Source organism: Methylosoma difficile (assembly GCF_054657615.1).
In genome coordinates this window covers 157,164-169,514 of the sequence record NZ_BAAHYJ010000006.1, presented here as the reverse complement: position 1 = coordinate 169,514, position 12,351 = coordinate 157,164, and the positions used below count along the sequence as shown (strand labels likewise).

The window sequence follows — 12,351 nt, the reverse complement described above, 5'->3', positions numbered from 1 at the left end:
AGATAAAAATATGCCCGGAATCAACAACGATCATGCCAAGCCTGTGCATCTTTATCTGAAAGTGTTGCTGGCGATAGGCCTGGGTGTGGCTTTAGGCCATTTTTATGCCGATTGGGCAGTGCTAATGAAGCCTTTGGGCGATGGCTTTATCAAGCTTATCAAAATGATGATTGCGCCGATTATTTTCTGCACGGTGGTTACTGGCATTGCCGGTATGCAGGGCTTGGATAAGGCGGGTCGGGTAGGCGTTAAAGCCTTGTTGTATTTTGAAGTGGTCAGCACATTGGCATTGGTGTTAGGTTTGCTGGTTGTGCATCTTGTGCAACCTGGCGCGGGTATGCATGTCGATGCCAGTACTTTGGACAGCAAAGCCTTGGCTGCTTTTACTGATCCTGCCAAGCAGGTTTCAATGGTCGATTTTTTGCTCAACATCATTCCCGCTAGCGTGGTGGATGCCTTTGCCAAAGGCGAGATTTTGCAGGTATTGCTGTTTTCCGTGTTGTTTGGTTTTGCACTGACGGCGATGGGTGAGCTTGGGCAGCCGGTGACGGCGGCTATCAATAAAGTATCCCTCGCCTTATTCGGTGTCGTTGAAATGATAATGAAGCTTGCGCCTATTGGCGCGTTTGGGGCGATGGCTTTTACTATCGGAAAATACGGCGTGGCCTCGTTGTTGCCTATGGCGAAACTGATGGGCTGTTTTTATCTGACTTGCGTGTTGTTTGTGGTTTTTGTATTGGGTTCGATTGCCCGTTTGGCGGGCTTTAAGCTTTTTAAACTGATTGCTTATTTCAAGGAAGAATTGCTGATTGTACTGGGAACATCCTCATCGGAATCGGTATTGCCGCGCATGATGGTGAAGTTGGAGCGCTTGGGGTGCGCGCGTTCGGTGGTCGGATTGGTGGTTCCTGCCGGTTATTCTTTTAATTTGGATGGCACGTCGATTTATCTGTCGATGGCGGCTATTTTTGTCGCCCAAGCGACGGATACGTCGTTAAGCTTTACGCAGGAGCTGACCTTATTTACGGTTTTATTGCTGACATCAAAAGGTGCGGCAGGTGTGACCGGAAGCGGTTTTATTACCTTGGCGGCTACTTTATCGGCAGTGCCCAGCATTCCTGTAGCAGGTTTGGCATTAATTTTAGGCATTGACCGCTTCATGTCAGAGGCGCGTGCGTTGACCAATTTGCTGGGTAATGCCGTTGCTACCGTGGTTGCCGCCCATTGGGAAGGCGAGCTGGATAAGGCCAAATTAACCGAGGAATTAAGTGTAGGACCGAAAGCTTAATGCGAGGCAGTGCTTGCAAAGTGTGGGGGCGTTCCGGCAGTTTCCTGCCGGCGCGGGGTGTAAATCTCTATTTATTCGTCGGTTAACAATTCGTCTTTATAAGCGGCGTGGTCTTCTGTTTTTTGCAGCTTAGGATGGGTTTGGAGTTTTAAGGCGATAGCCGCTTCATGCACGGCTTCAGACAAGGTGGGATGGGCGTGGATGGTGCGCGCCAAATCTTCACTGCTGGCGGAAAACTCCATGGCCAGCGTGGCTTCAGCGATCAGTTCCGAGGCTTGTGCGCCAATGATGTGGATGCCCAAAATACTGTCGTTATCGGCATGGGCGATGATTTTTACCATGCCTTCGGTTGCGCCCAAGGTTTGCGCCCGGGCCGTGGCGTTTAAGGGATAAATGCCAATTTTGATGGGTTCGCCCATTGCGCGTAAGGCTTGTTCGGTTTGCCCTACCCAGGCAATTTCCGGATCGGTGTAAATGACGCTCGGTAGGATGTTGTAATTGATCGGGCTGTGCAGTCCGGCAATTTGTTCGGCAACAAAAATGCCTTCTTCAATGCCTTTGTGCGCTAGCATGGGGCCGAGCAAGGTCAAATCGCCAATGGCGTAGACGTTTGGTAAATTGGTACGGCAATTTTCGTTGACGTGCGCATAACCGTTTTCGTCCAGCAGTAAGTTGGCTTCAGGTGCGGCAAGGTTTTCGGTGTTGGGCTTGCGTCCGCAAGCGACAATCAGTTTGTCCACACGCAAACTGTGTTGGCCTTCTTGGTCTTGGTATTCGACGACCACTTTTTTGCCGCTTTTCTTGGTGGAAGTCACCCGCGCACCCAGGCGCAAATCCAGCCCTTGCGCGGTGTAAATGCGGTAGGCTTCGCGGGCAATTTGTTGGTCCGGCAGCGATAAAAAGCTTTCTTGCGCTTCCAGCAAAATGGTTTCTGCGCCTAAGCGGTTCCAAATGCCGGCAATCTCCAAACCAATGACGCCAGCGCCAATAATTGCGAGTTTTTTAGGTACAGCGTTGAGGTTTAATGCGCCTATCGAATCAAAAATGAATTCATTGTCGATAGGTGCACAACGCAGCTTCACGGGCGAGGCACCTGTCGCCAAAATGATATGTTTACCTTCAATGACGCTGGGCGCGGATGCCAGCTCACCATTTGTGCTGGGAACAGGAGTTATTTCTACCCGTCTTGGCCCCAGCAATTTGGCTTTGGCATGGATGCGGTCAATTTTGTACAGTGCAAAGTCATCGGCGATTTTTTTCCGTAACCCATCGACAATGTTGTCTTTGCGTTGAACCATGGCGGCAATGTCGACGCTGATGTTGTCGGCTTGTATGCCGTGTTTGCCCAAGCCATGTTTGATGAATTGGTAGGCTTTTGCCGATTCCAGTAAGGCGACTCCGGCTACACAACCGGAGTTGAGATAAAAGCCCCCCAAGCCACTTTGCCCGTGTTTGTCACGCCAATTGTCCACGCAGGCGGTTTTTAGCCCCAATTGCGCACAGCGGATGGCGCTGGAGTAGCCCGCAGGTCCTGCGCCGATGACGATCACGTCGTAAACCGTCGCAGTGGGTTGGGTTTTGCTGGCAGAAGTGGGCTTTTTTGACATAGTTAAATGTTAAGCAAAAGGTGGGCGGGAGATTCCAAGCATTCCTTAATGGTCACTAAGAATTGCACAGCTTCGCGACCATCGACCAAGCGGTGGTCATAAGACAAGGCCAAATACATGATGGGGCGGATGACGATTTGCCCGTTTTCCACCACGGCGCGTTCTTTAATGGCGTGCATGCCTAAAATCGCGCACTGTGGCGGGTTAAGGATGGGCGTGGATAGCATCGAACCAAAGACACCGCCGTTGGTGATGGTAAACGTGCCGCCTTTCAAGTCATCGTAGCTGAGCGTACCGGCACGGGCTTTTTCGCCGAAGTCGACAATTGTTTTTTCGATGCCGGCAAAGTCGAGTTGGTCAACATCATGCAAGACCGGCACAATCAGGCCACGTGGTGTGCTGACGGCGATCCCCAAATCGTAATAGCCGTGGTAAATGATGTCGTTGCCGTCAATGGAGGCGTTGATGGCGGGGAATTTTTTTAAGGCTTCGATGGAGGCCTTAACGAAAAATGACATAAAGCCGAGTTTGACTTTGTGTTTTTCTTCAAAGCGGTTTTTGTATTGGTTGCGCAAGTCGATGACGTTTTGCATGTTGACTTCGTTAAACGTTGTCAACATGGCGGCGTTTTGCTGCGCCTGCAATAAACGCTCGGCCACTTTGGCTCGCAAGCGGGTCATCGGTACGCGCTGTTCGGGGCGGTGTCCGGCTGCGCTGGTGCTGATGGTTTCGGCAGGCGTTATTGGCGCAGGGATGGGTTCAGCGGGCGGTGGCGTACTTGGCGTCGGTACGGCCTCGGTGGGGGCTTGTACGGCGCTTTGTTTGCTTAAATGCTCCAAGATGTCGGATTTGGTCAGCCGACCGCTTTTGCCGGTGCCGACGATGGCGCTCGGGTCTAAGGTGTTTTCTTGAACCAAGCGGCGCACGGAAGGACTCAGTGCCAGATTGCTGGCAGTTTCGGAAGCCCCACTATTGCTGCTGGCGGCAGCTTCTGTGACAGGGGCTGTTGCTTGGGTGTCTATCAATGCCAGCAATTCGCCACTGGTGACGATGCTGCCATCTAGTTTAAGGATTTGGCTGAGCACACCACTGTCAGGCGCAGTGACTTCCAAAACAACCTTGTCTGTTTCCAGATCGACCAAGTTGTCATTTTTGTTGACGGTTTCACCGGCTTTTTTGTGCCAAGTGATTAAGGTCGCGTCAGCAACAGATTCGGGTAGGGTAGGGACTAGGACTTCAATGCTCATGTTATTTTCCTGAGGGTGTGCCGTAAAGGGCTGATTGTACGACAGCCTTTTGCTGTTCTATATGGACGTGGAAGCTGCCGACCGCAGGCGATGCCGAAGCGTCACGACCAGCATAAGTTACTTTGATTGCAGGGGGAAGGTTGTCAACGAAATGGTGGTTGGAATTATACCAAGCGCCTTGGTTTTTCGGCTCTTCCTGACACCAGACAAATTCTTTCAGGTTTGGATATTTGGCGATTTCCGCTTTGAACAAAGTGCCTGGGAACGGGTATATCTGTTCCAGTCGGGCAATCGCGACGTGTTTTAAGTCGTCTTGGCGGCGCACTTCCAATAAGTCGTAATAGACTTTGCCGGAACATAACACAAAGCGCGTGACTTTTTTGGCGTTGACTTCGTCTTGTTCGCCAATAATGGGTTCAAACTGCCCGCTGGTCAGGTCTTCTAAAGTGGAAACTGCCAGCTTGTGGCGCAGCAAGCTTTTTGGGCTCATCACCACCAAAGGCTTGCGGTAGGGCCGTATCAGCTGGCGGCGCAATAAATGGAAGATTTGTGAAGGCGTGGTGGGGTTGCAGACTTGGATGTTATGTTCGGCGCATAATTGCAAATAGCGCTCCAAGCGTGCCGATGAATGCTCTGGGCCTTGGCCTTCAAAACCGTGCGGCAATAGCATGGTCAAGCCGCATAAGCGGCCCCATTTGGTTTCGCCGGAGCTGATGAATTGGTCGATCAGCACTTGCGCGCCGTTAGCAAAATCACCAAACTGGGCTTCCCAAATGACCAATGTGTTGGGTGTAGTGGTGCTATAGCCGTATTCAAAACCCAATACGCCCGCTTCGGATAGCAGCGAGTCAAAAATCTGCGCGCGGCCTTGGTTTTTATCCAAGTGTTTAAGCGGCGTGTAGGTTTTGTGGTTGATTTGGTTATGCAACACGGCATGGCGATGCACAAACGTGCCACGTCCGACATCCTGACCGGTCAGCCGGATATTGTGGTTTTCCATTAACAACGTCGCGTACGCCATGTTTTCAGCAAAGCCCCAGTCCAAAGGCATGGCGCCCGCTGCCATTTTGCGGCGGTTTTCCATGACTTTCGCCACGCGCGGATGCAATTCAAAATTGCTGGGCAACCGCTGCATGCGGTCATTACAGAAGCGTATGCGGTCTAATGAAACAGCGGTATGGCAGTCTTGGTTCCAATGTTTGTTTAAGAACTGCTGCCATTGGCTGGAGTAAGAATAAGTCGGGTTGGGAATGACCGGACGCGAAACAATTTCGCCGGCATCGAGTTGCTTTTGGTAATCCTGTTCCATTGCCAAAGCTTCGTCGGCACTGACCACACCTTCTTTCAGCAAGCGTTCGGCGTACAGTTTGCGCGTGGTTTTATGCTTGCGGATGGTTTGGTACATCATCGGTTGGGTTGCTGCCGGTTCGTCGGCTTCGTTATGGCCTAGACGGCGGTAGCAAATCAGGTCGATGACGACGTCGCGGTTAAAGGTCATGCGGTATTCGACTGCCAGCTTGGTGACAAAAATGACGGCTTCCGGATCATCACCATTCACATGGAAGACCGGCGCCTGGATCATGCTGGCGACATCGGTGCAATATAAAGTGGAGCGGGCGTCTTTAGGGTTGCTGGTGGTAAAGCCGATTTGGTTGTTGATGACAATATGGATAGTGCCGCCGGTTGAAAACCCTCGGGTTTGTGACATGTTCAGGGTTTCCATAACAATGCCTTGGCCTGCAAAGGCAGCGTCACCGTGGATGAGTACAGGGATGACGGTATTGATCGCCCCTTCACCAGCACGGTCTTGGCGCGCACGAACGGAACCTTCTACCACGGGGTTGATGATTTCCAGATGCGATGGGTTAAAGGCCAAGGTCAAGTGTATCGGGCCTGCTTCGGATTCGATGTTGGAGGAAAAGCCCATGTGGTATTTCACGTCACCTGAGTTCATCCCTGGCGTGGCTTTGAATGTGCCGGCAAATTCGTCAAACAGGCTGGCAGGGCTTTTGCCCAAGATGTTGACCAGCACATTCAAGCGTCCACGGTGCGCCATGCCCAACACAATTTCTTTTGCGCCTTGGCTGCCCGAGCATTGGATCAGTTCGTCTAAAATGGGGATCAGCGCTTCGCCACCTTCCAGTGAAAAGCGTTTTTGTCCGACAAAACGGTTTTGCAGATGATGTTCAATGCCTTCGGCGGAGGTCAGTAGTTTTAATAACCAACGTTTTTTGTCGGCACTGAGGGCGGAGGTCAGTTTGGGGCTTTCCAAACGGTTGATGAGCCAGCGCCGTTCTTTGGTGTCGACAATGTGCATGAACTCGGAGCCGATGCTGCCGCAGTAGATGGTTTTAAGGCGGGCAATAATCTCGCGTAAAGGCTGGCGGCTATCGCCGTATAAGGAGCCGGTGTCAAACAAGGTATCCATATCCGGCTCGGTCAGGCCGTAATACGAAGGCTCCATATCTAACGGCGCTGGCGTGGTTTTGCCTAGCGGGTTGTTGTTGGCAATTTGGTGTCCGCGCACGCGATAATGGTTGATAAGCCGTGCCACCGCCGATTGTTTTTTGACGCTTTGTTCGGTGTAGCCTTGCAGCTGCGCCAGCTTTGCCGGTGATTTGGCCAGTTTGGCAAAGCGCTCTACAACAGGGCTGTGCGGCGTTTCGTAATCAACGCCCCGATGGATTTGGCGGAATTGTTGCTGCCAGCTTGGATCGACCGATTCAGGGTCTTCAAGATATTGTTCGTAAAGGTCTTCAATAAAGGTGGCGTTACTACCATATAAAGAAGAAGAGTCTTGAAAAAGTTTAAGCAAAGTACTCATTAGGGCTATCCAAAGGCTGCGGCGTGGGTTGACTGTGCGGATTGGGGCGATTGACCAGCGTTTGTGCCGATGCTGGATTGAAAATATCGGCTATTTTAGCAGTAAAGGCAAGCCTTGGGGGTAACAGAGTTGACTGCTTGGCAAGCCTTCACGGTGTTAAGCTGCGCAATTGGTCTGCTGGGTAATGCTAATAGTTCATTGTTATCGTATTTAAAGCAAAAATAAGCGCATTTTTAAAAGAGTTTGCCGTAAAATAGCCAGCTTGTTTTGCCGGGCATCCAATGTTATGTTCGGACGTTTTAATTAATAATAGTTTAGTAGTCATAAGACGACGGAGTCATACATGCGCATCATCCTGTTAGGGAGCCCAGGTTCAGGTAAAGGAACACAAGCCCAGTTTATTACCAAAAAATTTGCCATTCCACAAATTTCAACCGGTGATATGTTGCGGGCTGCGGTCAGGGAAGGCTCGCCACTGGGTGTTGAGGCCAAAAAAGTGATGGACGCAGGTGGCTTGGTATCGGATGACATTATCTTAGGTTTGATGAAAGAGCGTATCGCCCAGTCCGATTGCGCCAATGGCTTTTTATTGGATGGTTTTCCCCGTACCATTGCCCAGGCCGAAGGTTTGGACGCGATGAACATCACCATCGATAACGTTGTTGAAATTGTTGTTGCCGATGAAGAAATCGTCAAACGCATGGCGGGCAGACGCGTACACATGGCATCAGGCCGCACCTACCATATTGAATACAATCCGCCAAAAAACGAAGGCGTTGATGATGAAACGGGCGAACCATTAATCTTGCGCGATGACGACAAAGAAGAAACTGTCCGCAAGCGCTTGGACGTTTATCACCAACAAACCAAACCTTTGGTCGGGTTTTATTCTGACCCTTCCCGCCAAAACCGTTTCGCTTCCATTGCGGGCGTCGGTTCGGTGGACGAAATTACGGCTAAAGTATTTGCCGTTCTTGCTTAACTCCTCTTTACAAATCAAAGCCAACGCTTATGCCGGGTAAAACTTTATACGACAAATTATGGGAAGACCACGTCGTCCACAGCGAGGATGATGGTTCTTCATTGATCTACATTGACCGCCATTTGGTACACGAAGTCACTTCGCCGCAAGCCTTTGACGGCTTGCGTTTGGCGGGCAGAAAACCTTGGCGTGTTGCCCGCAATTTGGCGGTTGCCGACCATAACGTTCCCACTACGGACAGGGACAAAGGCATTGCCGACCCGATCTCGCGCCTTCAAGTGGAGACTTTGGATAAAAATTGCGCCGAATTTGGAATCACCGAATTTGGCATGGCAGATTTGCGCCAAGGCATCGTCCACGTAGTCGGTCCCGAGCAAGGCGCAACGTTGCCTGGCATGACCGTTGTTTGCGGTGATTCGCATACTTCCACGCATGGCGCATCGGGCGCTTTGGCGTTTGGTATTGGTACGTCAGAAGTGGAACATGCCTTGGCGACACAATGCTTAGTGCAGAAAAAAGCCAAAAATTTGTTGATTAAGCTGAATGGTCAAGTCGGCTTAGGCGTCACCGCGAAAGATATTGTCTTGGCAATCATCGGCAAGATTGGTACAGCGGGCGGCAATGGCTATACCATTGAGTTTGCCGGCGAGGCGATCCGCGCTTTATCAATGGAAGGCCGCATGACGGTCTGCAATATGGCCATTGAAGCGGGCGCAAGGGCCGGTTTGATTGCGGTCGATGACGTTACCATCGATTATTACCGTGACCGTACTTACTCGCCTAAAGGTGATCATTGGTTTATGGCGGAACGCTATTGGCAACGATTGCATTCCGATGCCGATGCTGTTTTTGATAAGGTGATTGAACTCGACGCGACCGCAATCAAGCCACAAGTCACTTGGGGAACGTCACCGGAGTTGGTCGCAGCGGTGGACGCTTGCGTACCTGACCCTGCTTTAGAAGCCGATGAGGTTAAACGCCAAAGTATGATCCGGGCATTGGAATACATGGGTCTGGAAGCCAATCAGGCAATCAATGCAATTTACGTTGATAAGGTCTTTATTGGCTCTTGTACCAATTCCAGGATTGAAGATTTGCGCGCCGCCGCCGCTGTTGCCAAAGGCAAAAAAATTGCCGGTAACATCAAATTGGCGATGGTTGTTCCAGGTTCCGGTTTGGTCAAGCGCCAGGCCGAAGCGGAAGGTTTGGACAAAATTTTTACCGAAGCAGGCTTTGAATGGCGCGATCCGGGTTGTTCGATGTGTTTGGCGATGAATGCCGACAAGCTGGAAGAAGGTGAACGTTGCGCGTCAACCTCCAACCGCAACTTTGAAGGCCGCCAAGGTTATGGCGGGCGTACCCATTTGGTCAGTCCGGCTATGGCGGCTGCCGCTGCTGTGGCAGGTCATTTTGTGGATGTCCGCGATTTATAACACTTCATTTGAGGAGTTGATGATGAGCAAAGGCGTTATCCTTGTTTTATGCATCGTTGCCGTTTTTACCGTGGCTGGCTGCAATACGATGGCTGGCATCGGTAAGGACATTCAAAAAGCTGGTGAAGCTATCCAAAAAACAACTAAATAATACTATGCAAGCTTTTACTTTATTAAACGGTTTGGTCGCGCCTTTAGACCGTGCCAATGTTGATACCGACGCGATCATTCCCAAACAATTTTTAAAATCCATCCGCCGTACCGGTTTTGGCCCTTATTTGTTTGACGAATGGCGTTATCTCGATCACGGCGAGCCAGAAATGGATTGCACAAACCGTCCGCGCAATCCCGATTTTGTACTTAACAAGCCGCAATACCAAGGTGCGCAAATTTTACTGGCACGGGAAAATTTTGGCTGCGGTTCATCGCGTGAACACGCACCGTGGGCTTTGGAAGATTTTGGTTTTCGTGCCATTATCGCCCCTAGTTTTGCTGATATTTTCTACAACAATTGCTTTAAAAATGGCCTGCTGCCGATTGCTCTGGCTGCAGATATAGTCGATATCCTGTTTAAGGAATTAAGCGAAGGTTATCGTTTGGTGATTGATTTGGATGCGCAAACGATTATTACGCCAAGTGGGAAAAGCATTACTTTTGCGGTAGACGAAACCCGTAAATACCGTTTGTTAAATGGCTTGGATGACATTGCTTTGTCGTTATTAAATGCCGATAAAATTGCCGCTTATGAAGCAGAACGCGCTAAACGCGCGCCTTGGTTGTTTGCCGAACTCTAAAAAATAAAAAAGGTTTTCAATGACAAAAAAAATTGTGGTGTTGCCAGGTGATGGCATTGGCCCGGAAATTATTGCCGAAGCGTTAAAGGTGCTGGATGTAGTTAGCACCGAAATGAAGTTAGGATTGGTGTTTGAAAGTGGCCTGATTGGCGGTGCCGCCTATGATGTTTATGGCACGCCTTTCCCGCAACAAACCATCGATCAAGTGAAAGCCGCTGATGCTATTTTGTTGGGTGCGGTGGGCGGCCCTAAATGGGAAGGCTTGGATATTTCAGTGCGTCCTGAAAAAGGCTTGCTGGGCTTGCGTTCCACTTTGGGTTTGTTTTCCAATCTGCGCCCTGCGATTTTGTACCCGCAGTTGGCGGATGCTTCCACGTTGAAGCCTGAGGTTGTATCGGGCCTAGATATAATGATCGTGCGTGAATTGACGGGCGGTATTTATTTCGGTCAGCCGCGCGGTGTGCGTGTGTTAGAAAATGGCGAAAAACAAGGTTTCAACACACTGGTTTATACCGAGTCGGAAATTCGCCGCATTGCCCATTCCGCTTTCCGTATCGCGCAAAAACGAAACCATAAAGTCTGTTCGGTTGATAAAGCCAATGTGTTGGAATGTACAGAATTATGGCGTCAGGTTGTGACCGAAGTTGGCAAAGATTATCCTGATGTTGCGCTTAGCCATATGTATGTTGATAATGCAGCTATGCAATTGGTGCGCGCTCCCAAACAATTTGACGTTTTAGTGACGTCCAATATGTTTGGCGACATTTTGTCCGACGCGGCCGCTATGCTTACCGGTTCAATCGGCATGTTGCCTTCCGCTTCCTTAGATGCCAATAACAAAGGCATGTACGAACCTATTCACGGTTCCGCCCCCGATATTGCCGGACAAGGCGTTGCCAATCCGTTGGCGACCATATTGTCGGCGGCTATGATGTTGCGGTATACGTTTAACGAAATCGAAGCGGCGGATCGTATTGAGGCTGCGGTTAGTGGGGCACTGGATGCCGGTTTCCGTACGGCGGATATTTATTCTGAAGGTACGCAAAAAGTGGGTACTGCACAAATGGGCGATGCTGTCGTCGCCGCTTTAAAAGGGTCATTGCATGAGTAAAGTTTATAATGTTGCCGTTGTTGGCGCGACGGGTGCGGTAGGCGAGGCCATGCTATCCATCTTGGAAGAGCGTAATTTTCCGGTCGGTGAGGTGTATGCGCTAGCTAGCAGTAATTCGGTAGGAAAACGCATCCCATTTAAAGGTGGTTCGCTAAAAGTGCAAGACTTGGCAACCTTTGATTTTTCTAAAGCCCAAATAGGCCTGTTTTCACCCGGTGCGTCAGTTTCGGAAGTGTATGCGCCGATTGCCGCTGCAGCTGGCTGTATTGTCATAGATAATACTTCCCAATTCCGCTATGATGATGACATCCCGTTGGTGGTGCCGGAAGTCAATCCCGAAAAAATTGCCGATTATAAAAATCGAGGCATTATCGCCAACCCGAATTGTTCTACGATTCAAATGCTTGTGGCGTTGAAACCCATTTACGACGCCGTCGGCATTACCCGCATCAATGTTTGTACTTATCAGGCCGTTTCCGGAACGGGTAAAGAAGCTATCGAAGAGCTGGGTCGGCAAACTCGTGATCTTTTGAACCTGCAACCCATAGAAAGTAAAGTTTATCCTAAACAAATTGCATTTAATGTCTTGCCTCAGATCGATGTTTTCTTAGACAATGGCTACACCAAAGAAGAAATGAAAATGGTTTGGGAAACCCAAAAAATCCTAGGCGACCCAACAATCAAAGTAAATGCTACGGCTGTACGTGTGCCTGTCTTCTATGGGCATTCGGAAGCGGTACACATCGAAACCCGCGAAAAAATAAGTGTGGAAGCCGTTAGGGCTTTGCTAGAGAAAGCTCCAGGATTGACTGTGATTGACGAGCGCGTCAATGGTGGTTATCCCACAGCAGTCACTGACTCGTCAGGCAATGATAATGTGTTTGTCGGTAGGATTAGGGAAGATATATCCCATCCTACAGGCATAGATTTGTGGGTGGTTGGCGACAACGTCCGTAAAGGCGCGGCTTTAAACAGCGTGCAAATAGCCGAAGAGCTGGTAAAAAATCACATCTAGGCTAAGCTTGTTCCTATATTTTACTATCGGTGGTATGAGACTGTGGCGAC

General features: G+C 50.0%; 10 protein-coding genes. 7 read left to right on the top strand and 3 right to left on the bottom strand.

Annotated features, from left to right (window positions below):
- Positions 1-10 precede the first annotated feature (10 nt).
- A complete protein-coding gene (locus ACYQ1O_RS15690; protein WP_459993101.1) occupies positions 11-1,288 on the top strand; it encodes a dicarboxylate/amino acid:cation symporter in 1,278 nt (425 codons plus the stop codon).
- Positions 1,289-1,359: 71 nt separating this feature from the next.
- On the opposite strand, the gene lpdA is transcribed toward ACYQ1O_RS15690, so the two are convergent.
- The 3 genes from lpdA to ACYQ1O_RS15675 are packed head-to-tail and all read right to left on the bottom strand — an operon-like array spanning position 1,360 to position 6,966.
- Positions 1,360-2,895, bottom strand: coding sequence for a dihydrolipoyl dehydrogenase (lpdA, locus tag ACYQ1O_RS15685; protein WP_459993100.1), 1,536 nt, complete (start codon positions 2,893-2,895; stop codon positions 1,360-1,362).
- Between the two features lie 2 nt (positions 2,896-2,897).
- A complete protein-coding gene (odhB, locus tag ACYQ1O_RS15680; RefSeq protein ID WP_459993099.1) occupies positions 2,898-4,142 on the bottom strand; it encodes a 2-oxoglutarate dehydrogenase complex dihydrolipoyllysine-residue succinyltransferase in 1,245 nt (414 codons plus the stop codon).
- 1 nt (position 4,143) lies between these two features.
- A complete protein-coding gene (locus ACYQ1O_RS15675; protein ID WP_459993097.1) occupies positions 4,144-6,966 on the bottom strand; it encodes a 2-oxoglutarate dehydrogenase E1 component in 2,823 nt (940 codons plus the stop codon).
- 343 nt (positions 6,967-7,309) lie between these two features.
- Between ACYQ1O_RS15675 and adk the strand changes: the two genes are divergently transcribed.
- The 6 genes from adk to ACYQ1O_RS15645 are packed head-to-tail and all read left to right on the top strand — an operon-like array spanning position 7,310 to position 12,301.
- A complete protein-coding gene (adk, locus tag ACYQ1O_RS15670) occupies positions 7,310-7,948 on the top strand; it encodes an adenylate kinase (RefSeq protein WP_459993096.1) in 639 nt (212 codons plus the stop codon).
- 29 nt (positions 7,949-7,977) lie between these two features.
- Positions 7,978-9,381, top strand: coding sequence for a 3-isopropylmalate dehydratase large subunit (gene leuC, locus ACYQ1O_RS15665; protein ID WP_459993094.1), 1,404 nt, complete (start codon positions 7,978-7,980; stop codon positions 9,379-9,381).
- 19 nt (positions 9,382-9,400) lie between these two features.
- Positions 9,401-9,532 (top strand): entericidin A/B family lipoprotein, encoded by a 132-nt coding sequence (locus ACYQ1O_RS15660; protein WP_459993093.1) that lies wholly within the window; start codon positions 9,401-9,403, stop codon positions 9,530-9,532.
- Positions 9,533-9,536: 4 nt separating this feature from the next.
- Positions 9,537-10,175 (top strand): 3-isopropylmalate dehydratase small subunit, encoded by a 639-nt coding sequence (leuD, locus tag ACYQ1O_RS15655; protein ID WP_459993091.1) that lies wholly within the window; start codon positions 9,537-9,539, stop codon positions 10,173-10,175.
- 19 nt (positions 10,176-10,194) lie between these two features.
- The gene (gene leuB / locus ACYQ1O_RS15650) at positions 10,195-11,286 is read left to right on the top strand and encodes a 3-isopropylmalate dehydrogenase (protein WP_459993090.1); all 1,092 of its coding nucleotides are present in this window, start codon (positions 10,195-10,197) and stop codon (positions 11,284-11,286) included.
- Entirely contained in the window at positions 11,279-12,301 is a 1,023-nt protein-coding gene (locus ACYQ1O_RS15645; RefSeq protein ID WP_459993089.1) for an aspartate-semialdehyde dehydrogenase, read from the top strand. Before leuB ends, ACYQ1O_RS15645 begins: the two co-directional genes overlap by 8 nt.
- Positions 12,302-12,351 lie beyond the last annotated feature (50 nt).